General features: G+C 60.2%; 20 protein-coding genes and 1 pseudogene. 13 read left to right on the forward strand and 8 right to left on the reverse strand.

Translation table 11 applies throughout. The annotated features are described in order from the left end of the window. Window positions 1-60: 60 nt before the first annotated feature. The 4 genes from ACA074_RS21545 to secA form a co-directional block, all read right to left on the reverse strand. A complete protein-coding gene (locus ACA074_RS21545) occupies window positions 61-1008 on the reverse strand; it encodes a Nudix family hydrolase (RefSeq protein ID WP_497677761.1) in 948 nt (315 codons plus the stop codon). Next, a complete protein-coding gene (locus ACA074_RS21550) occupies window positions 1005-1637 on the reverse strand; it encodes a glutathione S-transferase family protein (RefSeq protein WP_489878874.1) in 633 nt (210 codons plus the stop codon). Before ACA074_RS21550 ends, ACA074_RS21545 begins: the two co-directional genes overlap by 4 nt. A 154-nt stretch (window positions 1638-1791) precedes the next feature. Beyond that, window positions 1792-3009, reverse strand: coding sequence for a bifunctional glutamate N-acetyltransferase/amino-acid acetyltransferase ArgJ (argJ, locus tag ACA074_RS21555; RefSeq protein ID WP_187678087.1), 1218 nt, complete (start codon window positions 3007-3009; stop codon window positions 1792-1794). A gap of 120 nt (window positions 3010-3129) precedes the next feature. Beyond that, window positions 3130-5865: a preprotein translocase subunit SecA gene (secA, locus tag ACA074_RS21560; protein ID WP_497657981.1), complete on the reverse strand. Its 2736-nt coding sequence runs from the start codon at window positions 5863-5865 to the stop codon at window positions 3130-3132. A 307-nt stretch (window positions 5866-6172) separates the two neighbouring features. Here secA and ACA074_RS21565 point away from each other — a divergent pair, with 307 nt between their 5' ends. Further along, window positions 6173-6628 carry a DUF721 domain-containing protein gene (locus tag ACA074_RS21565; RefSeq protein WP_187678089.1) on the forward strand — a complete coding sequence of 152 codons (456 nt, stop codon included), beginning with the start codon at window positions 6173-6175 and terminating at the stop codon, window positions 6626-6628. A 92-nt stretch (window positions 6629-6720) separates the two neighbouring features. On the opposite strand, the gene ACA074_RS21570 is transcribed toward ACA074_RS21565, so the two are convergent. After that, on the reverse strand, window positions 6721-8199 hold the full coding sequence (locus ACA074_RS21570; RefSeq protein ID WP_497677762.1) for a helicase HerA-like domain-containing protein: 1479 nt from the start codon (window positions 8197-8199) through the stop codon (window positions 6721-6723). A gap of 188 nt (window positions 8200-8387) precedes the next feature. On the opposite strand from ACA074_RS21570, the pseudogene ACA074_RS21575 reads away from it, so the two are divergent. The 5 genes and pseudogenes from ACA074_RS21575 to gpgF form a co-directional block, all read left to right on the forward strand. Next, window positions 8388-9419, forward strand: a pseudogene (locus ACA074_RS21575) (HAMP domain-containing protein); the annotation flags it as partial. A gap of 93 nt (window positions 9420-9512) precedes the next feature. Continuing rightward, the gene (locus ACA074_RS21580) at window positions 9513-10277 is read left to right on the forward strand and encodes a methyl-accepting chemotaxis protein (protein WP_370872677.1); all 765 of its coding nucleotides are present in this window, start codon (window positions 9513-9515) and stop codon (window positions 10275-10277) included. A gap of 174 nt (window positions 10278-10451) precedes the next feature. Next, entirely contained in the window at window positions 10452-11564 is a 1113-nt protein-coding gene (gene gpgS / locus ACA074_RS21585) for an N-acetylglucosaminyl phosphatidylglycerol synthase (protein WP_497677763.1), read from the forward strand. Next, the gene (gene gpgD, locus ACA074_RS21590; RefSeq protein ID WP_497677764.1) at window positions 11557-12333 is read left to right on the forward strand and encodes an N-acetylglucosaminyl phosphatidylglycerol deacetylase; all 777 of its coding nucleotides are present in this window, start codon (window positions 11557-11559) and stop codon (window positions 12331-12333) included. The genes gpgS and gpgD overlap by 8 nt, the downstream gene beginning before the upstream one ends. Beyond that, window positions 12330-13328 carry a glucosaminyl phosphatidylglycerol flippase gene (gene gpgF / locus ACA074_RS21595; RefSeq protein ID WP_497615215.1) on the forward strand — a complete coding sequence of 333 codons (999 nt, stop codon included), beginning with the start codon at window positions 12330-12332 and terminating at the stop codon, window positions 13326-13328. The genes gpgD and gpgF overlap by 4 nt, the downstream gene beginning before the upstream one ends. On the opposite strand, the gene ACA074_RS21600 is transcribed toward gpgF, so the two are convergent. After that, window positions 13312-13488 (reverse strand): hypothetical protein, encoded by a 177-nt coding sequence (locus tag ACA074_RS21600; RefSeq protein ID WP_401268656.1) that lies wholly within the window; start codon window positions 13486-13488, stop codon window positions 13312-13314. The genes gpgF and ACA074_RS21600 overlap by 17 nt on opposite strands. Before the next feature lie 86 nt (window positions 13489-13574). Next, window positions 13575-14423 carry a formyltetrahydrofolate deformylase gene (gene purU / locus ACA074_RS21605; protein WP_187678095.1) on the reverse strand — a complete coding sequence of 283 codons (849 nt, stop codon included), beginning with the start codon at window positions 14421-14423 and terminating at the stop codon, window positions 13575-13577. Window positions 14424-14762: 339 nt separating this feature from the next. On the opposite strand from purU, the gene mvaT reads away from it, so the two are divergent. Continuing rightward, a complete protein-coding gene (gene mvaT / locus ACA074_RS21610; RefSeq protein ID WP_007933316.1) occupies window positions 14763-15140 on the forward strand; it encodes a histone-like nucleoid-structuring protein MvaT in 378 nt (125 codons plus the stop codon). Between the two features lie 98 nt (window positions 15141-15238). On the opposite strand, the gene sbcB is transcribed toward mvaT, so the two are convergent. Continuing rightward, window positions 15239-16669 carry an exodeoxyribonuclease I gene (gene sbcB / locus ACA074_RS21615; protein ID WP_497677765.1) on the reverse strand — a complete coding sequence of 477 codons (1431 nt, stop codon included), beginning with the start codon at window positions 16667-16669 and terminating at the stop codon, window positions 15239-15241. A 181-nt stretch (window positions 16670-16850) separates the two neighbouring features. Here sbcB and ACA074_RS21620 point away from each other — a divergent pair, with 181 nt between their 5' ends. Genes ACA074_RS21620 through ACA074_RS21645 form a run of 6 tightly spaced genes read left to right on the forward strand, consistent with a single transcriptional unit; the run spans window position 16851 to window position 23555 of the window. After that, window positions 16851-17564, forward strand: a complete 714-nt coding sequence (locus tag ACA074_RS21620) for an RDD family protein (protein WP_497677766.1) — start codon at window positions 16851-16853, stop codon at window positions 17562-17564. Beyond that, entirely contained in the window at window positions 17561-18538 is a 978-nt protein-coding gene (locus ACA074_RS21625) for a stage II sporulation protein M (protein WP_187678098.1), read from the forward strand. The genes ACA074_RS21620 and ACA074_RS21625 overlap by 4 nt, the downstream gene beginning before the upstream one ends. Then, window positions 18525-20069, forward strand: a complete 1545-nt coding sequence (locus ACA074_RS21630; protein ID WP_497677767.1) for a DUF4129 domain-containing protein — start codon at window positions 18525-18527, stop codon at window positions 20067-20069. The genes ACA074_RS21625 and ACA074_RS21630 overlap by 14 nt, the downstream gene beginning before the upstream one ends. After that, the gene (locus ACA074_RS21635; protein WP_497677768.1) at window positions 20066-21229 is read left to right on the forward strand and encodes a DUF4350 domain-containing protein; all 1164 of its coding nucleotides are present in this window, start codon (window positions 20066-20068) and stop codon (window positions 21227-21229) included. The genes ACA074_RS21630 and ACA074_RS21635 overlap by 4 nt, the downstream gene beginning before the upstream one ends. Beyond that, on the forward strand, window positions 21226-22227 hold the full coding sequence (locus ACA074_RS21640; protein WP_497677769.1) for an AAA family ATPase: 1002 nt from the start codon (window positions 21226-21228) through the stop codon (window positions 22225-22227). The genes ACA074_RS21635 and ACA074_RS21640 overlap by 4 nt, the downstream gene beginning before the upstream one ends. Next, window positions 22224-23555, forward strand: coding sequence for a DUF58 domain-containing protein (locus ACA074_RS21645; RefSeq protein ID WP_497677770.1), 1332 nt, complete (start codon window positions 22224-22226; stop codon window positions 23553-23555). The genes ACA074_RS21640 and ACA074_RS21645 overlap by 4 nt, the downstream gene beginning before the upstream one ends. Window positions 23556-23562 lie beyond the last annotated feature (7 nt).

Consider the following 23562-nt stretch of genomic DNA (forward strand, 5'->3'; position numbering starts at 1 on the left):
ATGTTGTGTACACACTCAAACCTGTGGGAGCTGGCTTGCCAGCGATGACGCCAGTAGCCTTTACAGAGAATCTGGCCAGAACGCCCGAATCCCTGCCACACCCTGAGCCCCAAAGCTCCAGGCCTTCTCACGCTCAGCCGGGCCAACCCCGCCCAACACGAACACCGGTTTGCTGAACCCCTCGATCAACGTCGAAGCCTGCTCCCAGCCCAACGGCTGCGCATCCGGATGAGTCAACGTCGGCTGCACCGGCGACAGGGTCACGAAATCCACGCCCATCTGTTCGGCCAGCGCCAGTTCTTCGGCGTTATGGCAAGACGCCGCCAACCAACGCTCCGCAGGCAACGGTCGCCCCGCCGCCGCATACTTGCGCAGTTGCGCGGAGGTGATGTGCCACCCGGCGGACGGGAAATCACCGAGCCATTCGAACGGCCCCTTGATCATCAACTGCGCCTTGCCGGCACACAGACCCGCTGCATCCACCGCCAGATCACGGTACTTCGGGTCATAGCCATTGGGCGCACGCAGCTGGATCAATTTGATCCCGCCGGCAATCGCCTTCTGGATGCCCCGTAACAACGCCGGGGTTTCCAGATCTTCCGGAGTAATCAGGTATTCGGCTGGCAAACGTGCCGCTGCGACGATTGGCTGGTTGGCCGCCGGAAACTCGTAGTTCGCCAGCTCCTTCGCGGTTACCCAGGCCAATGGCTGACCTTCGGCACCGTGGGGTTCGCCGCTGAAGTCCGAGACTTCCCAGACATCCAGCAACACCTGTTTGTCCGGGTAATCGTGACGCACCTTGATCAATGGCCGGGCGCTGCCTACGACAATGCCCAACTCTTCGTGCAGCTCACGGGCCAGCGCGGTTTCGACCGACTCGTCAGCCTCGACCTTGCCGCCGGGAAACTCCCACAAACCACCCTGATGCTGGGTGTCGGCACGGCGGGCGATGAGAATTTTGCCACTGTCGTCACGTATGACGGCAGCCGCGACGTGTACACGTTTCACGGGTTCATCTCCTCCAGTCCAGCCTTCTGCCATGCCTTGAAGGCCGGCCATTGGTAGACGGTTTCAACATAGGCTTCGTCGGCGGCCGGCAGCTTCACCTGATAGGTGCGCAAACGCACGGCAATCGGTGCGAAGAACGCATCGGCCAGGCTCAAACGACCAAACAGGTACGGCCCGCTCTCGGTGGCGACAGCACGGCATTCAGCCCACAAGGCGAGCATGCGTTCGATATCGACCTTCACTTCCGGCGGCACCGGGTTCAGCGGCGCGTTGTGGCTCAGGTTGAACGGCATGTGGTTGCGCATGGCGAAGAAGCCACTGTGCATTTGCGCACAGGCGGATCGCGCCTGGGCGCGGGCGAAGAGGTCGGTTGGCCAAAGCTGCTCGGACGCAAACTGCTCGGCGAGGTACTCAGCGATAGCCAAGGAATCAGCCACGGTGCCGCGTGCGGTTTTCAGCAGCGGTACTTTGGCAGTCGGCGAATGCTTGAGCAGACGCTCGCGGGTGTCGGGCTTGCCGAGTTTGATCAACTCTTCGGTGTAGGGAGCGCCGGTCAATTCGAGCGCCAAGGCGGCGCGCAGGGACCAGGAGGAAAGCAGTTTGTCGCCGATGATCAGGTGCAGAGACATGGTTTTGGCGCCTTTTCGTCAGTGGAAAAGCTTTGGGACTTGCGATGCCTGAACCGACGCCATCGCTAGCAGACTAGCTCCCACAGTAGATGTTCAGTGAACACAAGCCCTGTGGGAGCCAGACTGCTGGCGATTGCAGCGACTCGGTCTCGGATCAGGTCCGGTATTCGGCGTTGATCTTCACGTATTCATGCGACAGGTCAGTGGTCCAGATGGTTTCGCTGCAATCGCCGCGACCCAGCTCGATACGGATGGTGATCTCTTCCTGCTGCATCACCGCCGAGCCCTGCGCCTCAGTGTAGGTCTCAGCGCGGGCGCCACGGCTGGCGATACACACATCGCCGAGGAACACGTCGATCTTGCTCACGTCCAGATCCGGCACGCCGGCACGGCCGACAGCGGCCAGGATGCGTCCCCAGTTCGGGTCGGAGGCGAACAGCGCGGTCTTGATCAGCGGCGAGTGCGCCACGGTGTAGCCGACGTCCAGGCATTCCTGGTGATTGCCGCCACCGTTGACTTCAACGGTGACGAACTTGGTTGCGCCTTCGCCGTCTCGCACGATGGCCTGGGCCACGTCCATGCACACTTCGAACACCGCTTGCTTGAGTTTGGCGAACAGTTCGCCTTCCGCGCGGGTGATTTCCGGCAGTGCAGCCTTGCCGGTGGCGATCAGCATGCAGCAGTCGTTAGTCGAAGTGTCGCCGTCGATAGTGATGCGGTTGAACGACTTGTTGGCGCCGTCGAGCATCAGGTTTTGCAGGACATCGCGGGAGACTTTGGCGTCGGTGGCTATGTAGCCGAGCATAGTCGCCATGTTCGGACGAATCATGCCCGCGCCTTTGCTGATGCCGGTAACGGTGATGGTCACGCCGTCATGCTGAAACTGGCGGCTGGCACCTTTGGGCAGGGTGTCGGTGGTCATGATGCCGGTGGCGGCCGCTTCCCAGTTGTTTTCCGACAGATCGTCCAGTGCGGCTTGCAAGGCACCTTCAATTTTCTCGACCGGCAATGGCTCGCCGATGACACCCGTGGAGTACGGCAGGATCTGTTCAGCAGCAACGCCGGTCAGCTCGGCCAGTTTGGCGCAGGTGCGCTCGGCAGCGGCCAGGCCTGGTTCGCCGGTACCGGCGTTGGCGTTACCGGTGTTGGTCAGCAGGTAGCGCACAGCGTTCTGCACGCGTTTTTTCGCCAGAATCACCGGTGCTGCACAAAAGGCGTTCAATGTGAACACGCCCGCCACGGTCGAACCTTCGGCGCAGCGCATCACCACGACATCTTTGCGCCCGGGGCGCTTGATGCCGGCCGAGGCGATACCGAGTTCAAAACCGGCAACCGGGTGCAACGTTGGCAAAGGACCAAGACCAACAGCCATGAATGCGCTCCTTACTCAATGAAGTCAGCACCGCCATTTGAAAGCGGTGGTTTAAATGGCAAAACGCCGCGACGGCTTATGCCGGTCGCGGCGCGGGTACATCAGCGATTGAAACGGGTGTTACTGAATCTGCCCGTGGCAATGCTTGAATTTCTTGCCCGAACCGCAGTAGCACAGTTCGTTGCGGCCTAGCTTCTGGTCATTGCGAACCGGGGCGGTGGCGAGGGCCACATCGACCTCTTCACCCAGGATTTCCGGCTGATCAAGACCAGGGGCTTCGGCGTGTTCGAACTGCATGCGGGCGGCCAGTGCTTCGGCTTCCTGACGCAGACGTTGCTCTTCGGCTTCCGGATCTTCACGGCGAACCTGAACGTGCGACAGCACACGGATGGAGTCGCGCTTGATCGAATCCAGCAGCTCGGAGAACAGCGTGAACGACTCGCGCTTGTATTCCTGCTTCGGGTTCTTCTGAGCGTAGCCACGCAGGTGGATGCCGTGACGCAGGTGATCCATGGTCGACAGGTGGTCTTTCCACAGGTCGTCCAGCACGCGCAGAACGATTTGCTTCTCGAAGGAGCGCAGTGCTTCGGCACCGGCCTGATCTTCTTTCTCGTTGTACGCGGCCATCAGCTCGGTCATGAGCTTCTCGCGCAGGGTTTCTTCGTACAGGTGATCGTCTTCGTCGAGCCATTGCTGGATCGGCAACGCCACACCGAAGTCGCTCTGCAGCGAGGCTTCCAGACCGGCGACGTCCCACTGCTCTGGCAGCGATTGCGGCGGAATGTGGGCGCTGACGGTCGCGTTGAGTACGTCCTGACGGAAGTCGGCGATGGTTTCACCGATGTTGTCGGCGGCCAGCAACGTGTTACGCATGTGATAAATCACTTTACGCTGTTCGTTGTTAACGTCGTCGAACTCAAGCAGTTGCTTACGAATGTCGAAGTTGCGGCCTTCAACCTTGCGCTGCGCCTTCTCGATCGCGTTGGTCACCATGCGGTGCTCGATCGCTTCGCCCGGCTGCATGCCCAGGGCTTTCATGAAGTTCTTCACCCGGTCAGAGGCGAAGATACGCATCAGGCTGTCTTCCAGCGACAGGTAGAAGCGGCTGGAACCGGCGTCACCCTGACGGCCGGCACGGCCACGCAGCTGGTTGTCGATACGACGGGATTCGTGACGCTCGGATGCAATCACCTGCAAACCGCCGGACTCCAGCACTTGCTGGTGACGCTTCTGCCAGTCGGCCTTGATCTGGGCGATCTGCTCAGGGGTCGGGTCTTCCAGCGATGCGACTTCAACTTCCCAGTTACCGCCCAACAGGATGTCGGTACCACGACCGGCCATGTTGGTGGCGATGGTCAGTGCACCCGGACGACCGGCTTGCGCGATGATCTCGGCTTCTTTTTCGTGGAACTTGGCGTTCAGAACCTTGTGTTCGATGCCTTCCTTCACGAGCAGTGCGGACATGTGCTCGGAGGTTTCGATGGTCGCAGTACCCACCAGCACCGGACGGCCAGCGGCCATGCTTTCCTTGATGTCCGTCACGATCGCCGCGTACTTCTCTTCGGCTGTCAGGAACACCAGGTCGTTGAAGTCTTTACGCGCCAACGGCTTGTTCGGCGGAATGACCATCACTTCCAGACCATAGATCTGGTGGAATTCAAACGCTTCGGTGTCAGCGGTACCGGTCATGCCGGACAGCTTGGTGTACAGACGGAAGTAGTTCTGGAACGTGGTCGATGCCAGGGTCTGGCTCTCGGCCTGAATGTTCAAGCCTTCTTTGGCTTCGATGGCCTGGTGCAGACCTTCGGACAAACGACGGCCCGGCATGGTACGGCCGGTGTGCTCGTCGACCAGTACGACCTGACCGTCCTGCACGATGTATTCAATGTTGCGATTGAACAGCTTGTGCGCACGCAGACCGGCATAAACGTGGGTCAGCAGACCCAGGTTATGCGCCGAGTACAGGCTCTCGCCCTCAGCCAGCAGGCCGACACGGGTGAGCATGTCTTCGATGAACTGATGACCGGCTTCGTTGAGTTCGACCTGACGGGTCTTCTCGTCAACGGTGTAGTGGCCAGCCTTGGTGACTTCCCCTTCGACTTCTTCAACGTGCAGTTCCAGCTGCGGGATCAGTTTGTTGATCTCGGTGTACAGCTTGGAGCTGTCCTCGGCCTGACCGGAAATGATCAGTGGGGTACGTGCTTCGTCGATGAGGATGGAGTCGACTTCGTCGATCACGGCAAAATTGAGTTCGCGCTGGAATTTTTCTTCCATGCTGAACGCCATGTTGTCTCGCAGGTAGTCGAAACCGAATTCGTTGTTGGTGCCGTAGGTGATGTCGGCAGCGTAAGCGAGACGCTTCTCTTCCGGCGGCTGGAACGGCGTCACGACGCCGACGGTCAGGCCGAGGAATTCATACAGCGGGCGCATCCAGTTGGCGTCACGACGGGCCAGGTAGTCGTTCACCGTCACAACGTGCACGCCCTTGCCGGACAGTGCGTTGAGGTAAACACCCAGGGTAGCCACGAGGGTTTTACCCTCACCGGTGCGCATTTCGGCGATTTTGCCTTCATGCAAGGTCATGCCGCCGACGAGTTGCACGTCGAAGTGGCGCATACCCATGATGCGCTTGCCGGCTTCGCGGGCGACCGCAAAGGCTTCTGGCAACAGCTTGTCGAGGGTTTCCCCTTTGGCGATGCGGGCCTTGAACTCATCGGTCTTGGCGCGCAATTGATCGTCCGAAAGGGCCACCATTTGCTCTTCGAAGGCATTGACGAGCTGCACCGTCTTGAGCATGCGTTTGACTTCACGCTCGTTCTTGCTTCCAAAAAGTTTCTTTAACAAAGGCGCAAACATATCGGCAGGATCTTCCACACTAAAGGGATGGAGGGCGGCCCCGTGAGTCGCCCGTGCAGCCCTCATGGCCGCATGCGAACGAGCATTCTACCCGGAAACGGTGGTGAGGAAAGTGGCGATGTTCCACGATGCTGGCACTGCGCTTTGACGGGGCTCACTTAAAATAGGGGCGTTTTGCTCAACTTCAAGTCGTACGCAAAAGAAGTTAGTCGTTGATTTAATGGGCAAAGCAGGGGCAAAAGCAATGGGCGAGTGAATTCGGTGCTTTCTGCTACCATGGCGCCTCTGTACTTTCAGGTGTTCAATCATGGCGTTTCGCCCTCTTACGGCCAAAGCACCCGCCGTTTTGCTACGCGAAGCCAAGCCGCTCAAAGCCATCCTCGGCCATGCCCAGCGACTGGGCCATCTGCAACGCCTGCTCGAAAGCCAACTGCAACCCGCCGCCCGCGAACATTGCCATGTGGCGTCGTGGCGTGAGGGCAGTCTCCTGTTAATTGTCACCGATGGTCATTGGGCCACTCGCCTGCGCTATCAGCAAAAGCGCTTGCAACGGCAATTGCAGATGTTCGACGAGTTCGCCAGCCTGACGCGGATTCTGTTCAAGGTTCAACCACCGACGGTTCAGCGTGGAGCAACCGGGCATACGATGGATCTTTCAACGGATGCAGCGGCGACCATTCAGGCCACGGCGGACGGGATCAGTGATCCGAATCTGCGGGCGGCGCTGGAGCGCCTTGCGGCGCACGCCAAAGCCAAGCCCTGAAAAAATCGCAGCCTGCGGCAGCTTCTACAGCTGGAATGCATCCCCTCTAGGAGGTGCCGCAGGCTCGGGCCGCGATCGGACGATCTTTGCTTTTAGCGGCGTTTGCTGCCTCCGAGCAGCGAACCCATCAGGCCACGCACCAGTTGCTTGCCCAGGTTGTTGGCCGCTTGGCGCATCGCCGACTTCAGCGCCTGCCCTGCCGCGGTCCCCAGGAACTCGCCAGCCCTGTCCGCCAGACTCGGTTCTTGAGCAGCTGCCGGCGCTTCAGCCTCCGGGGCCAACCCTTTACGCCCCATCAGGATTTCATAAGCCGACTCCCGATCGATCGGTTTGTCATAGCGTCCCTTGAACGGCGATCCGGCAATCAGCATTGTTCGCTCGGTTTCGGTCAACGGCCCGATCCGCGATTGCGGCGGTGCGACCAACACGCGCTGAACCATTTCAGGCGTGCCTTTCTCGGCAAGCGTACCGACCAACGCCTCACCGATCCCAAGCTCGGTCAGCACCGACAGACTGTCGAAGGCCGGATTCGGCCGGAACCCGTCAGCCACCGCGCGCAGGGATTTCTGCTCTTTTGCAGTGAATGCACGCAGGCCGTGCTGGATGCGCAGCCCCAGTTGCGCCAGCACGTCATCCGGCAGGTCGGTCGGCGATTGGGTGACGAAATACACACCCACGCCTTTGGAACGGATCAACCGCACCACCTGCTCCAGCCGCTCCTGCAACGCCTTTGGCGTGTCGCCAAACAACAAGTGCGCCTCATCGAAAAACAGCGCCAGCAGCGGTTTATCGGCATCGCCGCGCTCCGGCAACTGCTCGAACAGTTCGGCCAGCAGCCATAACAGAAACGTCGCATAAACCTTCGGCGCCTCGTGTACCAGACGGCTGGCATCGAGCAGATGAATGCGCCCACGGCCATCGGCAGCGGGTTGCAGGATGTCTTCCAGTTGCAGCGCCGGCTCGCCAAACAAGGCTTCGGCACCCTGCTGCTCCAGCGTTGCCAAGCGGCGTAACAGTGCCTGACTGGAACCGGTGGTCATCAGCGCGGCGTCTTCGCCCAACAGCTGTGGATTGTCCTTGAGGTGATTGAGCAGCGCTTTCAGATCCTTCAGATCCAGCAACAACAGGCCTTCGCGATCAGCGACCTTGAACGCCGCATAGAGCGCCGACTGCTGACTGTCGGTCAGCTCAAGCAGGCTGCCAATCAGCAGCGGCCCCATTTCACTCAACGTGGTGCGCAGTGGATGACCGGACTGACCGTGAATGTCCCACAAGGTCACGGGATAAGCCTGCGGTTTGTAATTGAGCCATGGCATGCCGGCGATGCGCTCGGCGACCTTACCCTGCGGGTTGCCGGCAGCACCGAGGCCGCACAGATCTCCCTTGATATCAGCGGCAAACACCGCGACGCCCGCGTCGCTGAAGGCTTCGGCCAGACGTTGCAAAGTCACGGTCTTACCGGTGCCGGTCGCGCCGGCAACCAGTCCATGTCGGTTGGCCAGGCGCATGGCCTGGGCTATCGGTTGCCCCGCGAGATCGGCGCCGATTACGAGTTGCGATGAGTCAGGCATTTTGTCACCCAATGGTTAATCTTTAATTCGCGATGGCCGATAAATAAAGGCGTGAACCTGACTGAAAAGTCGGGTCGGACATTTCCCTAAGGAGAGACGGAAATATCAGCTTTTTTCACCCTTGCCCATATTGAGCGTCTTTATAAAAGCACGCCCAGGACATTAAGACCTTAGCGGAACCCCAAGCCATGAACAAAAACCTGCGCTTCAGCCATAAAATTTTGCTTGCCGCCGCCCTCATCGTCATCGCCGCTTTCGCCTCGTTCACGCTGTACAACGACTGGCTACAGCGCAACGCAATCCGCGATGACCTGAACAACTATCTCAACGAGATGGGCGAGGTCACCGCCGACAATATCCAGACCTGGCTCAATGGCCGCATTCTGCTGGTCGAGAACGCTGCCCAGAATATCGCCATCAACCCGGAAGCGACCAATGTCGCCAGCCTGCTGGAACAGAAGTCCCTGACCTCGACATTCATGGCGACCTATCTGGGCGATGCCACCGGCCACTTCACCATCCGCCCGGACGTGAAGATGCCGGACGGTTTCGATCCACGCGTTCGTCCTTGGTACAAAGGTGCCGAGAGCAGCAGCACACCGACCCTGACCGAACCGTACATCGACGCCGCGACCGGCCAGTTGATCATCTCCATCGCCACCGCCTCGAAAAAGGCCGGTCAGAGCGTTGGCGTGGTCGGCGGTGACTTGAGCCTGCAATCACTGGTCGACACACTGGCCGCCCGGGATTTCGACGGCATGGGTTATGTGTTCCTGGTCAGCGCCGACGGCAAGATCCTCGTGCACCCGGACAAAGCCCTGGTGATGAAATCACTGAAGGAGGCCTATCCGCAGGACACCCCGCGCATCAGCAGCGACTCCAGTGAAGTCACTGTCGATGGCAAGACCCGCATCGTCACTTTCGCCCCGATCAAGGGTCTGCCGTCGGTGAACTGGTACATCGGCCTGTCAGTGGACAAAGACAAGGCGTTCGCGATGCTCAGCGAGTTCCGCACCTCGGCAGTAATCGCAACGGTGATTGCCGTGGCGATCATCATTGCCCTGCTCGGCATGCTGATCCGCATCCTGATCCAGCCGCTGCACGTCATGACCCGCGCCATGGAAGACATCGCCGATGGCGAAGGCGACCTGACCAAGCGCCTGACCATCGTCAATAACGATGAATTCGGTGTACTCGGTACCGCGTTCAACCGTTTCGTCGAGCGTATTCATGGCTCGATCCGCGAAGTGTCGTCGGCCACCGGGCAGGTTAACGAAGTCGCCCTGCGTGTGGTCGCGGCGTCGAACTCGTCGATGTACAACTCCGATCAGCAGGCGTCGCGCACCAGCAGTGTCGCCGCCGCGATCAACCAACTTGGCGCCGCCGCCCAGGAAATCGCCCGCAACGCCGCGCAAGCCTCGAACCAGGCCAGCGACGCCCGCGGCCTCGCCGAAGACGGCCAGCAAGTGGTGGATCGCAGCATCAAGGCGATGAATCAACTGTCGAGCATGCTCAGCGCGTCGAGCAGCAATATCGAGTCGCTGAACAGCAAAACCGTGAACATCGGGCAGATTCTCGAAGTGATCACCAGTATTTCCCAGCAAACCAACCTGCTGGCGCTCAACGCGGCGATTGAAGCCGCGCGTGCCGGTGAGGCCGGGCGCGGATTTGCCGTGGTGGCGGACGAAGTGCGTAACCTCGCCCACCGCACCCAGGAATCGGCGCAGCAGGTACAAACCATGATCGAGGAGCTGCAAGTCGGCGCCCGGGAATCGGTGAGCACCATGAGCGACAGCCAGCGTCACAGCCAGGACAGCGTGGAAATCGCCAACCTGGCGGGCGAGCGCTTGAACAGCGTGACCCAACGCATTGGCGAGATCGATGGGATGAACCAGTCGGTGGCTACGGCGACCGAGGAACAAACCGCCGTGGTCGAGTCGATCAACGTCGATATCACCGAGATCAATACGCTGAACCAGGAAGGGGTGGAGAACCTGCACGCGACATTGCGTGCCTGTTCGGATCTGGAGCAGCAGGCTTCGAGGTTGAAGCAGTTGGTGGGCAGCTTCCGCATCTGAAAATCTAAAGATCGCAGCCTTGGCAGCTCTTGCAGTTGGAATGTGTTTTCCCTGCAGGAGCTGCCGCAGGCTGCGATCTTTTCGCATCGACCCTACCCCGCGCAATCCCGACCGAACATCTATTCTGGATAAAGGTCAACCAAAGGAGAGCAACGCTGCGGAGGGACGATCACCGTGCATATCGCCGACATTACCATGTTCTACGCCCCGGCCAGCGGTGGCGTACGTACTTATCTCGATGCAAAACACCGTCGGTTGAGCGTCAAACCCGGGATTCGTCACAGTTTGCTGATCCCCGGCGCGCATTTCGGTGAACACGATGGCGTGTACACGGTTCCCGCCCCCGCCCTGCCCTTCGGCAAGGGCTACCGCTTTCCGGTACGCCTGGCTCCTTGGAGAAATGTTCTGCAGGATTTGCAGCCCGATCTGATCGAGGTCGGCGATCCGTATCTCACCGCGTGGGCAGCTCTGGATGCCCGGCGGCAGCTGGACGTGCCGGTGATCGGTTTCTATCACTCGGACTTGCCGCTGTTGGTCAGCAACCGCATGGGGCATCGGGTCACGCCCAACGTCGAGGCCTATGTCACCAAGTTGTATGGCAACTTCGACCGGGTTCTCGCGCCCAGTCAGGTGATGGCTGACAAGCTCACAGGCCTGGGCGTGCGCAACGTCTTCGTACAGCCGTTGGGCGTTGATCTGCAAACCTTTCACCCCGGCGCCCGCGACCCGGACTTGCGGGCCGAACTGGGCATTGCCGAAGACGCCCGCCTGCTGATCTTCGCCGGGCGCGGTTCGAAAGAGAAAAACCTGCCGGTCTTGCTCAAGTGCATGCCGCGCCTTGGCTCGCGCTATCACTTGTTGCTGGTCGGCTCGGCAATGCCGGCCGCGGTGCCGGACAACGTCAGCGTCATTGATGAGTTCTGCCCGGCACCGACCGTGGCACGCCTGATGGCCAGTGCCGATGCGTTGTTGCATGCCGGCGATCAGGAAACCTTCGGTCTGGTGATCCTCGAAGCGATGGCCAGCGGTATTCCAGTGGTCGCTGTGGCGGCCGGAGCGTTCGAAGAAATCGTCACTGAGTCCTGCGGTCTGCTGTGTGCGCCGAACAATCCCCAGGCCATGGCCAATGCCGTGCGGGAATTGTTCAGTCGCGGCAGCGTGAAACTCGGCCAGCAAGCGCGCCAGCATGTCGAACGGCATTACGCCTGGGACACGGTGGTCGACAGTCTGCTCAGTCACTATCACGCCGTCCTCGGCCTTGCGATACCACGGGTGGCTAATGGCTGACTCGCTCAATCGGCCCGCCATGTTGCTGGTGCTGCACGACGTGGCCCCATCGACCTGGACGGATTACCGACCCTTTGTTGAAGCCGTCGATGCTTTGGGTGACGTGCCAATGACCTGGCTGGTAGTGCCGAATTTTCATCGCCACAACAACCTAGACGCTCACACGGACTTTCGCCGGCTGCTGAGCGCACGCGTCGCCCGCGGCGATGAGTTGGCTCTGCACGGTTACTTTCACGACGACCAGGAGCCAGGCCCGACCACGCCGCGCGATTGGTTCATGCGGCGCATTTATACCCATGAAGGCGAGTTTTATCACTTGTCTCGCGAAGCCGCTCTCGCCAGACTGCGCGCCGGCATTGACCTGTTCCGGCGTTACGACTGGCCGCTGCAGGGTTTCGTCGCCCCCGCCTGGCTGATGAGCGACGGCACACGGCAGGCCCTGCGCGAACTGCCGCTAAGTTACACCAGCGACCCGCAGCATCTTTATCGTTTACCGGACTTCACCTCTATCGATGCGCCGGGGCTGGTCTGGAGCGCCCGCAGTGCATGGCGTCGCGGCCTGTCGAAGATCATCAGCGACCAGCGTGAACAGCACTGGCGCCAGGCGCCGGTGATTCGGCTAGGCTTGCACCCGGTGGACATGCGCCACGAATTCTCCCGCCATTACTGGCTGAACACTCTCGAACGATTGCTGAATGAAGGACGAGTACCGATGACCAAAGTGAACTGGCTCGCCCAACAGCGCGGTCAACAGGACCGCGCCGCATGAGTCGCGGCATTGTGTTGTTGATCGGCCTGCTCGCGGCGGTGTCGATCCCGCTGCTGCTCGGCGGCAGCGAAATCTGGGCGCGCCTGCAGAGCTTTCCGTTGCAATGGCTGCTGATCATGTTCGGCATGATCCTGCTGTGCTGGGGCATCAACACCTTGCGCCTGCGTTTGTTGCTCGGTGATCAACGGGATCGCGTCACGCCGATGAAAAGCCTCGGCGTGGTCATGGCCGCCGAATTCGCCTACTGCGCGACACCCGGCGGTAGCGGCGGGCCGCTGACGATCATGGCGTTGCTGGCCCGCAGCGGCGTGCGCCCGGCCCGGGGCAGCGCAGTATTTGCCATGGATCAGTTGAGCGATTTGCTGTTTTTTCTCTGCGCCCTGAGCGGGATTCTGATTTACGCACTGTTCCAACACCTCAGCGATCGCATGGAATGGCTGCTGATCGTCAGCGCGGTGTCGCTGTTCGGCGGTTTGTGCAGTTGTGTACTGCTGGCGCGCTACCACCGCCAACTGATTCGCCTGAGCGGACGGCTGCTGGCTCGAATGAACGTGCGCGCCAGCACCCGTCGCCGCTGGGCACGCAAGCTGCTGCATTTTCTTGCCGCGTTCATCGATACGCTGAAGTTGCCTTGGCAGACCTTGAGCAAAGTCTTCGCCCTGACCTGCGTGCACTGGCTACTGCGCTATAGCGTGCTGTATCTGGCGCTGCGTGGGCTGGGGGCGGATTTGCAGTGGGCGTGGAGTTTTCTGGTGCAGATGCTCTCGCTGGGCGCCGGCCAGTTCAGCCTGCTGCCGGGCGGCGCAGGTGCCGCAGAATTGACCTCGGCGGCGCTACTGGCACCGATGGTCGGCAAATCCACTGCCGCGGCGGCGATTCTGATCTGGCGGGTGGTGACGTTCTACTTTTATCTGGTGGTGGGCGGGCCGGTGTTTCTGCTGATGCTCGGACGGCCGCTACTCAGAAAGCTGCTGAAGGTCAGGCAGGCTTCTTAGGCTCGCTCTGTTCATCCTTGAGTTGCTCCCACAACTCGGCAGCGCCGGGAAACTCCGTCCCGTCGTCTGGACTCAGGTCATCCGGGTCATACCGACTCAAACAGCCCTCGCCCAATGTCGCGGGTGCTTTGGAAGTGGCTTTGTCCAGTGGATCGCTCATCTGCATGTCCTCTGATTCTGAAACGGCGAAGGGCTTGGGCGATTCAACGCCCAAGCCCTTCGTTTTTCAAGCATGAAGTCGTTCGATCAGAACACTACAGTCTTGTTGCCATGTACCAGCACACGATCTTCGAGGTGATAACGAAGGCCACGCGCCAACACCATCTTCTCGACGTCACGACCGAAACGCACCATGTCTTCGATGCTGTCGCTGTGGCTGACGCGGACAACGTCCTGCTCGATGATCGGACCGGCGTCCAGCTCTTCGGTCACGTAGTGGCAGGTCGCACCGATCAGTTTCACGCCACGCAGGGAGGCCTGGTGGTAAGGCTTGGCACCGACGAACGACGGCAGGAAGCTGTGGTGAATGTTGATGACCTGGTGCGCGTATTCGCGGCACAGCGCCGGCGGCAGGATTTGCATGTAGCGCGCCAGCACCACCACTTCGGCATCGTGTTGTTTGACCAGACGCGACACTTCGGCGAAGGCCGGTTCCTTGTCCTGCGGATTGACCGGGACGTGGTAATAAGGAATGCCGTGCCACTCGACCATGCTGCGCAGATCGTCGTGGTTGGAAATCACGCAGGAGATTTCGCAATCCAGTTCATCGCTGTGCCAGCGGTGCAGCAGATCGGCCAGGCAATGGGATTCGCGGCTGGCCATCAGCACCACGCGTTTTTTCTGCTCGGTGTCGGTGATGCGCCAGTCCATCGAGAACTCTTCGGCGATCGGTGCAAACTTCTCGCGCAAGACTTCAATACCGAACGGCAGCGAATCGGCACGAATTTCGTGACGCATGAAGAACCAACCGATCTGATTATCCGAGTGGTGGCTCGCTTCGGTGATCCAGCCATTATGGGATGCCAGAAAATTACTGACTTTGGCAACAATGCCAACGCGGTCCGGGCAAGAAATCACCAGCCGAAAAGTGCGCATGAGGGGGAAACTCCAGAACTTCGCAAAGGCCGCCATTCTAGCGACTGCGCAGCAAAACTGCAGTATTGATGAGCTCGGGGGCGTTCGCCCCACCCCGGCGTACAGCTTTTTGACGGGGACAACCGTCAACGGGACGGCGATTCGGAGGTACTGCTAGATCAGATAACTGTGAGTATCTGTGATGACTGCATCACACTATTTAACCGAACATTCAATTTACCGCTAATTCTTGTAACTAATTTAAATAAAAACCCCGGTTAAATGTTTACTTGATGAAACAGCCTGACTATTATTGCGGCACTGTCCCCTGCCACTCAGCACTCTACTAAGGTAGTAATCATGTCCTTGATCAACGAATATCGCGCCACCGAAGAAGCTATCAAAGAGCTGCAAGCCCGTTTGAAGAACCTGTCGCAAGACGACAAACTGCAAACCGAGCTGGAATTCGAAGGCAAACTGCGCACCCTGATGGGCGAATACTCCAAATCCCTGCGTGACATCATCGCCCTGCTGGATCCAGAATCCAAAACCAAGGCTCCACGCGGCGGCGCAGTAAAAACTACCGGCACCAAGCGTGCTCGCAAAGTTAAACAATACAAAAACCCGCACAACGGCGAAGTCATCGAAACCAAAGGTGGCAACCATAAAACTCTGAAAGAGTGGAAAGCCAAGTGGGGCGGTGACGTGGTTGAAGGCTGGGCTACCCTGCTGGGCTAAGCCGCAACGCCTGCCGCAGACTGATCTGCGGTGAAAAAGAAACGCCAGCGAATGCTGGCGTTTTTTTATGTCCGGAATTAACCCGGTCATGTTCGATTTCAAAGATTCAAACGTTTGCGTAATGCCTGGACATAATTCTGCCATTCATTGAGCACCGCACTCTGCACCGGCGTCGCACTAAGCGCCCATTCCTCTGCGGCCTCTGTAAAAGATGTCAGGGTATTTGGAGCCCCCCATTCAGGCGCGGACAAACGCTGCTGACAAAATATTCGCCAACGTTCCTGCTCTTCAAAATTCAAGGTGTCGGGAAAGTTACGCGCTCGATATCGAAAGAGTAATTCAGGCAAACGTTCATCATCGAAAGGCCATTGCTCTTGCGCTAATTGCGCAGGATCGGCCGTTCTCACTTGCTCACATAGACGTCGGTCGCGGTCACCGATAAATCCGTCGTACAACTGTTGTTCCGGATCCTCGCTCGGGGTGAAGTCTTCGCTGGCATAAATCGCCGCAACTTTATCTTTCCAAACTTCTTGTGCGTCAGTTAGTCGCAGCGCTCGGTCCTGATAAAGCGCCATGTCCAGCCCCAGTCTCTGCTGATCTTGCGCACGCAATACCGACAGTGGCGCCACCACAGGGCAACGATTGATATGAATCAGTTTGAGCGGCACCGGCAACTCACCTTCCAGCAAATCGTCACGGCGGGTGTACAGGCGCTGGCGCAGGGTCTGCGCATCGAGATCGAGCAAGCCCTGGGGATCCAGATGCAGATCGCAGACGATCAAGGCGTTGCGGTTCTTCGGATGCCAGGCCAACGGCAGCACCACGCCGACATAACTGCGCGCCGCCGAGAAGCGCCCTGAAATGTGCACCAGCGGCTGCAACAGACGAATCTGATCCATGACCTTTTGCTTGCTGCGCAACTGGAACAACCAGTCATACAGTTTTGGCTGCTTCTCGCGGATCAGCCGCGCCAGCGCGATGGTCGCGCGCACGTCCGACAAGGCCTCGTGGGCGTGGCCATGATCAATATTGTTCACGGCCGTCAGGCGCTCGAGCTTGAGCGTTACCCGACCCTGGTCATCGGTCGGCCAGACCAGCCCGTCCGGACGCAGTGCATACGCGGCGCGGACCACATCGATCAGATCCCAGCGACTGTTGCCACCCTGCCATTCACGCGCGTATGGGTCGAAGAAATTGCGGTACAAACTGTAGCGCGTCATCTCGTCGTCGAACCGCAACGTGTTGTAACCGGCGCCGCACGTACCGGGAGCCGCCAGTTGTGCATGCACCCGGGTCATGAAATCGGCCTCGCTCAAGCCCTTGTCGGCGAGCTGGCTCGGAGTAATGCCAGTGATTACGCACGCCGCCGGATGCGGCAGGATGTCTTCGCTGGGTTGGCAGTAGAGATTGACCGGTTCATCGATTTCGTTGAGGTCATGATCGGTGCGAATCCCGGCAACCTGCAGCGGGCGGTCGTTGCGGGGATTGATGCCAGTGGTTTCGTAGTCGTACCAAAAGATGGAAGTCACGGGCGGTTCCTGAACTGAAGATCGGCGAAGTCTAGGCGTTCAACCGCGGTCGCGGCCAGCCTCGCGTCATTCAAACACCTGGCGTCACACGATGTGCAATACATAGTTATGTCGTTTCCCCCCGAGAGGCTGCTAGCATCGGCCCCACTTGCATCCCGAACAGGCGAACATCAGGAAGCCCATGCTCGAGCCCACAGCACCGCCAAGGAAAGCACCGCTGGATACGCGGCATCAGGTCGAAACGCCGGAAGGCATCGACTTGCCGCTGCGACCCGCCGGGTTGATGGTGCGGGCCATCGCCTTCGCGATTGACCTGAGCATTCGCGGCGCGGTCATGGGCGTGCTGTTCATCGTCCTGGCGTTTTTCGGCAAGCTCGGCATGGGCCTCGGCTCGCTGCTGCTGTTTGCGGTCAGCTGGTGGTACATGGTGCTGTTCGAAGTGCTGCGCCAGGGACGCTCGCCGGGTAAGCAATGGATGGGCCTGCGCGTGGTACACGATGACGGCACGCCGATTGGCTGGTCGGCGTCCTTGCTGCGCAACCTGTTGCGCTTTGTCGATCTGCTGCCATTCGGTTATTTCCTCGGCACCCTCAGTTGCCTTAATCACCCGACCTTCAAGCGTCTGGGCGACATCGCCGCCGGCACGCTGGTGGTCTACAGCGAACGCCCACTAACCCGCCCGCAACTGCCCGCCGCCGAACCGCGCCGCGCGCCGATTGCCCTCACCCTCAGCGAACAGCGTGCGCTGCTCAGATTCGCCGAGCGGCAGGCCGAGCTGACACCGGCGCGGGTCAATGAACTGGCGGCGTTGCTGGCCCAGCCGCTGCATATTTCTGCGCCCAGGGCAGTCACCGAACTCAACGGCATCGCCCGCGGCTTGTTGGGTCCGACATGAAGCAAAGCCTTTTCGAAAATCGACACAAGGCCGAATGGGAGCGTTTTGCGCTGGCCCTTGAACGTCTCGAACGGGGTAAGGAAACCTCACAAGTGGCAGGCTTCCCCAAAGCGTATCGGCACCTCTGCCAACATCTGGCACTGGCGCAGGAACGCGGTTACAGCAGTTTTCTCATCGACTCGCTGCAACAACAGGTATTGCGCGGTCATCAACAGCTTTACCGGCATCGCAGTCGTTTGGGCGCCAACCTGTTGAGCTTCATCCTCGCCGACTTCCCGCGTCTGGTGCGTGCCGAATGGCGTTTCGTGCTGGCCGCCGGCCTGTTGTTTTTCGGCAGCCTGATCGGCGTCGGTGTGCTGGTCTATGTGTTTCCCGAACTGGTCTACAACCTGCTCCCCGCCGATCAGGTGCGCGAGATGCAAGGCATGTATGACCCGGTGGCCGGTCACCTCGGGCGCCCGGCCGAACGCGCGGCCAGCGAAGACTGGGTGATGTTCGGCTACTACGTGATGCACAACATCGGCATCGCCTTTCAGACCTTCGCCAGTGGTTTGCTGATGGGGGTGGGCAGTGCGTTTTTCCTGTTCTACAACGGCCTGGTCATCGGCGCCGTGGCCGGGCATCTGAGTGAAATCGGCTACGGCCAGACCTTCTGGTCATTCGTGGTCGCCCATGGTGCCTTTGAACTGACAGCCATTGCCCTGGCCGGCGCGGCAGGTCTGCAACTGGGCTGGGCGTTGATCGCACCGGGGCGCCTGACCCGTGCCGAAGCGTTGAAACGCGCCGCGCGCAAAAGCGTGCTGCTGATCTGTGGGGTCATGTTGTTCCTGCTGATCGCCGCGTTTATAGAAGCCTATTGGTCGTCGAAAACCAGCGTCGCTCCGCTCACCAAATATCTGGTCGGTGCCGCTCTGTGGATGTTAGTGGCGAGCTATTTGCTGTTCGCCGGAAGGACACGCCATGCGCCTGAGTGACGCGACCGTGGTCATCCGTCCGCGTACCACCTGGGAAGCCATGGATCTTGGCGTGCTCATGAGTCAGCAGCATCGACGCTTGTTGATGACCAGTTGGGCCATCGTCACCCTGCCGCTGTTCGCCTTGCTCAGCGTGTTGCTGTGGGATTCGCCGTCACTGGCGGTGTTTATTTTCTGGTGGCTGAAACCGGCCTATGAACGCCTGCCACTGTACATCCTGTCCAAAGCGCTGTTCGGCGAAACGCCGACGCTCAGACAAGCCCTGCGTGAGTGGCCGCGCCTGCTCAAACCGCAACTGCTGGCCAGCCTGACCTGGCGACGCCTGAGTTTGAGCCGCAGCTTTCTGCTGCCCGTTGTGCAACTTGAAAGTCTGGATGGCGACGCCCGTCAGCAGCGTTTGCAGGTGTTGCTACAACGCAACGCCGGCGCCGCACAGTGGCTGACGATCATCGGCGTGCATCTGGAAACGGCGCTGTGGATTGGCCTGATGGTGCTGTTCTACCTGCTGTTACCGCAACAGATCGAAACCGACTGGGACTGGCAGTCGTTGATTCTCGCGGCGGATCAGGACTGGCGCTGGCTGGAGCACCTGACCAACGCCTTTTATGCACTGGTGCTGGTGGTGTGGGAGCCGATCTACGTGGCCTGCGGTTTTAGTCTCTATCTGAATCGGCGCACACAACTGGAGGCATGGGACATTGAACTGGTGTTCCGCCGCTTGCGCCAACGCCTGAACAGCAGCGTGGTCGGCGTGCTGCTGGCGGTGTGTCTGCTGCTGCCGAATGTGCCCCAGGTCTGGGCGGCCGAGCCCGTCAGCAGCCCGGATGCGCCGCGCTTGTTGAATCAGCCGCTGACCAGTCAGGAATCACGTGACAGCGTCAAGGCCCTGCTTGAACAAGCGCCATTCAAGAACAAGGAGTCCGTCACCCGTTATCGCTTTGGTGACGACCCGGCGGCCCCGGCCAAATCCGAGAAGGACGGTGAAGCTCCGCAGTGGCTGAAGACCCTGCTCGGCTGGCTCGACGGCCGCCACTTCAATACCTTGGCCACGCTGATCGAAGTGGTGTTGTGGGGCACATTGATTGCGGGACTCGGCTGGCTGGTCTGGCGCTATCGGGAGTTTCTGCAAACCTTCGTCAGCCGGCCGAAACTGCCCGCCCGCGCCAAGCGACCAACCCCGCAGCAAGCCTTCGGCCTGGATCTGAACCGCGACACCCTGCCAGACGATATCGCCACCCACGCCGAACAACTCTGGCAGAGCCAGCCCCGCGCAGCCTTGAGTTTGCTCTATCGGGGCCTGCTCAGCCATTTGCTGCACGACTTTGCTCTGACCCTGAAAGACGCCGACACCGAAAATCAGGTGCTGGCGCGTGTCGAACAGTTGCAGCGTCCGGAATTGCTCGCCTTCAGCCGCACGCTGACCACGCACTGGCAGAGCATGGCCTACGGGCATCGGATACCGGCGGCGCATCTGCAACAGGAGTTGTGTGATGGCTGGCGCGCCCTGTTCGGCCATGGAGTCAGCCGTTGAACCGGCGCACGCTGTGGTGGATTGGCGCATTGATCGTCGCGCTGCTGGCTGCGCTGAGCATATTCCTGTACCTCAACGCCAAGCCGTATCAGGAGCAGATCGATCACGGCCCCTCACCAGCCGCGCAGGCCAATCCCTATCTGGCGGCAGAAATGTTTTTGCGCGAGCGCGGCATCAAAGTCGCCCATGCCGAAAGTCTGGCGGTGCTGCCGGACACCGATCCACGGGGCCACACATTGCTGCTGTTCAACGACCGTTCGCGAATGACGCCGCGTCAGGTCGATCAAGTGTTGAACTGGACGCGGGCCGGTGGGCGGCTGGTGTTTGTCGCCGAATCGCTCTGGGATGAGCAGGCGAAACAAAGCAACGACCTGTTGCTTGATCATGTGCAACTGCACCAATCCCTGAGCAAGGATCTGAAGGATCCACCCACCGATCAGGAGCAAGACCCTTTTCCGAAATTGACCAAGCTGTACATGGAAGATGAAGACGCGCCGGCCTATGCGGGGTTCGACACCGACTTTCACCTCGATGATCCGAAAAATCTTGCCCAGGCCTGGGCCAACAGCGCCAAGGCCACGCACATGATGCAACTGCCCTACAGCCTCGGTTCGATCACCGTAGTTACCGATGCCGAGTTGTGGAAAACCCCGGCCATCGCCCAGTACGACAACGCCTGGCTGCTCTGGTACCTGAGCGCCGACACCGACGTCACGCTGATCTACAACACCGAGCACGATGGCCTGTTGACGCTACTCTGGCGCTATTTCCCACAAGCCATCGTCGCCCTGCTTGCACTGATTGGCCTGTGGTTGTGGCAAGCCGGCGTACGCCACGGCCCGCTTCAGGCGCCCGCCTCGACTGGCCGTCGGCAGTTGCAGGAACACCTGCGTGCCAGTGCCGATTTCATGCTCCGGCACAACGGACAGCAGTCGCTATTGCAGGCGTTGCAACAGGACGTATTGCGTCGTGCCCGGCGACGGCATCCCGGTTTTGATCAATTGAACGTCGCCGAACAATGGCTGGCGCTGTCGCGCCTGACACGGCAACCCACCCGTGCCATCAGCCAGGCCTTGAGCCCGGTGCCGAACCGGCGGATGTCCAGCGCCGACTTCTGCCGCCAGGTCGCCCACCTGCAAACCTTGAGGAACACGCTATGACTGAACAGATCGAGCCCGGCAGCGCCAGCCACGCCGCCCAGCAACGCCAGCGTGCCAGTCAACTGGCCCAAGCGGTGCGTGGCGAATTGCAGAAAGCCGTGATCGGCCAGAACGCGGTGATCGACGACGTGCTCACTGCACTCATCGCCGGCGGCCACGTGTTGCTTGAAGGCGTTCCCGGACTGGGTAAAACCCTGCTGGTACGCGCATTGGCGCGGTGCTTCGGCGGCGAGTTCGCACGCATTCAGTTCACCCCGGACCTGATGCCCAGCGACATCACCGGCCACGCGGTCTACGACCTTCAGACAGAGCAGTTCAAGCTGCGCAAAGGCCCGTTGTTCACCAATCTGTTGCTGGCCGACGAGATCAACCGCGCCCCGGCGAAAACTCAGGCCGCGCTGCTCGAAGCCATGCAGGAACGCCAGGTCACCCTTGAAGGCCGCGCACTGCCAATCGCTCAGCCGTTCATGGTGTTGGCCACGCAGAACCCGATCGAACAGGAAGGCACTTATCCACTGCCGGAAGCTGAACTAGACCGCTTCATGCTCAAGGTGCGCATGGACTACCCGGACGCGGATCAGGAATTGAACATGGTGCGACAGGTCAGCCGTTCGACCCGCGCCGACATGCTCGATGTGCAGCCACTGCGCACCGTGCTGCAAGCCAAGGATGTGCAAGCCTTGCAGCGCATTGCCAGTGATTTGCCGCTGGACGATCAGGTGCTCGACTACGCCGTGCGTCTGGCGCGCAGCACCCGCACCTGGCCAGGCCTGATCCTCGGTGCCGGGCCGCGCGCCTCGATCGCACTGGTGCGTTGTGCCCGCGCACGGGCGTTGTTGCGCGGCGGCGAGTTCGTGATCCCGGATGACATCAAGGGCTGCGCACTGGCCGTGCTGCGCCATCGCGTACGCATTGCTCCGGAGCTGGACATCGAAGGCCTGCAAGTCGATCAGGTGCTGCAGCAACTCCTCGACCAGATCCCGGCGCCGCGCCTGTGAAACCCGCACGCCTGCTGCTGATCTGGCTGGCCATGCTGCTGGTCATCGGCATGGTGCTGGGCACTTTGCGGGCACTGGAGGTCGACATCCCGGCCAGCGTGCTATCGATCAACTGGGGATTGCTGCTGGCATTGTTGGCGCTGGCAATGCTCGACGCGCTGCGCCTCAAGCGCCTGCCGGCACTGCGGATCAAACGGCAGATGCCCGGCAGCCTTGCGCTCGGGCGTTGGGGAGACGTGCAGCTTGAGGTTGAGCATGACTTTGCCGAACCCCTGAACATTCAGATCTTCGACCATGTCCCCGATGGGCTGAGCTTTGAAAACCTGCCACTCAGCGTCGCGTTGCAGCCCGGTCAAACCAGCCAGATCGGTTATCGCCTGCGGCCACTCAAACGCGGTCATTTCAGCGTCGATGTGTGCGAAGTCAACCTGCCAAGTCCGCTGGGTCTATGGTCAGGCAAACGCCTGTTGCAGGTTAGCGATAGCACCCGCGTTTACCCCGACTTTGCCCGGCTATACGGCGGTCAGTTGCTGGCGGTGGACAACTGGCTCAGCCAACTCGGCGTGCGCCAGAGACAACGTCGCGGCCAGGGTCTGGAGTTCCATCAACTGCGCGAATTCCGTGAAGGCGACAGCCTGCGCCAGATCGACTGGAAAGCCACGGCACGCCAGCGCACGCCGATTGCCCGTGAGTATCAGGACGAACGCGATCAGCAGATCATTTTCCTGCTCGACTGCGGCCGGCGCATGCGCAGCCAGGACGATGAACTGTCGCACTTCGATCACGCACTCAACGCCTGTCTGCTGCTCAGTTACATCGCCTTGCGCCAGGGTGATGCCGTTGGCTTGATGACTTTTGCCTGCGATCAACCTCGCTATCTCGCGCCGGTCAAAGGCACCGGCCAACTGAACGCGCTGCTCAACAGTGTCTACGACCTCGACAGCAGCCAGCGCCCCGCCGATTACCAGGCAGCCGCCAATCAGCTGTTGGCCCGGCAAAAGCGCCGGGCGCTGGTGGTGCTGGTCAGCAACCTGCGTGATGAGGACGATGAAGAACTGCTCGGCGCTGTCAAACGCTTGAGCACGCAACACCGAGTACTGGTGGCGAGTTTGCGTGAGGAAACACTCGATACGCTGCGTAATACGCCGGTGCAAACATTGCCTGATGCACTGGCCTACTGCGGGGCGGTGAGCTATCTGAATGAACGGGCAGAACTCCATGAGCGGTTGAATGCTCACGGAGTTCCGGTGGTGGATGTTCGGCCTGCGGAGTTGGGGGCCGAACTGGTGACGCGGTATCTCAGTTGGAAACGAAGTGCCGCGCTTTAAACTGTCG

The sequence above is a fragment of the Pseudomonas sp. LBUM1655 genome, from assembly GCF_059716085.1.

Bases quoted from the DNA above. Each gene is read 5' to 3' on its own strand.
- ACA074_RS21550 (WP_489878874.1), bottom strand. From the start codon at position 1,637: ATGTCTCTGCACCTGATCATCGGCGACAAACTGCTTTCCTCCTGGTCC.
- argJ (WP_187678087.1), bottom strand. From the start codon at position 3,009: ATGGCTGTTGGTCTTGGTCCTTTGCCAACGTTGCACCCGGTTGCCGGT.
- secA (WP_497657981.1), bottom strand. From the start codon at position 5,865: ATGTTTGCGCCTTTGTTAAAGAAACTTTTTGGAAGCAAGAACGAGCGT.
- ACA074_RS21565 (WP_187678089.1), top strand. From the start codon at position 6,173: ATGGCGTTTCGCCCTCTTACGGCCAAAGCACCCGCCGTTTTGCTACGC.
- ACA074_RS21570 (WP_497677762.1), bottom strand. From the start codon at position 8,199: ATGCCTGACTCATCGCAACTCGTAATCGGCGCCGATCTCGCGGGGCAA.
- ACA074_RS21580 (WP_370872677.1), top strand. From the start codon at position 9,513: ATGTACAACTCCGATCAGCAGGCGTCGCGCACCAGCAGTGTCGCCGCC.
- gpgD (WP_497677764.1), top strand. From the start codon at position 11,557: ATGGCTGACTCGCTCAATCGGCCCGCCATGTTGCTGGTGCTGCACGAC.
- gpgF (WP_497615215.1), top strand. From the start codon at position 12,330: ATGAGTCGCGGCATTGTGTTGTTGATCGGCCTGCTCGCGGCGGTGTCG.
- ACA074_RS21600 (WP_401268656.1), bottom strand. From the start codon at position 13,488: ATGAGCGATCCACTGGACAAAGCCACTTCCAAAGCACCCGCGACATTG.
- purU (WP_187678095.1), bottom strand. From the start codon at position 14,423: ATGCGCACTTTTCGGCTGGTGATTTCTTGCCCGGACCGCGTTGGCATT.
- mvaT (WP_007933316.1), top strand. From the start codon at position 14,763: ATGTCCTTGATCAACGAATATCGCGCCACCGAAGAAGCTATCAAAGAG.
- ACA074_RS21620 (WP_497677766.1), top strand. From the start codon at position 16,851: ATGCTCGAGCCCACAGCACCGCCAAGGAAAGCACCGCTGGATACGCGG.
- ACA074_RS21625 (WP_187678098.1), top strand. From the start codon at position 17,561: ATGAAGCAAAGCCTTTTCGAAAATCGACACAAGGCCGAATGGGAGCGT.
- ACA074_RS21630 (WP_497677767.1), top strand. From the start codon at position 18,525: ATGCGCCTGAGTGACGCGACCGTGGTCATCCGTCCGCGTACCACCTGG.
- ACA074_RS21640 (WP_497677769.1), top strand. From the start codon at position 21,226: ATGACTGAACAGATCGAGCCCGGCAGCGCCAGCCACGCCGCCCAGCAA.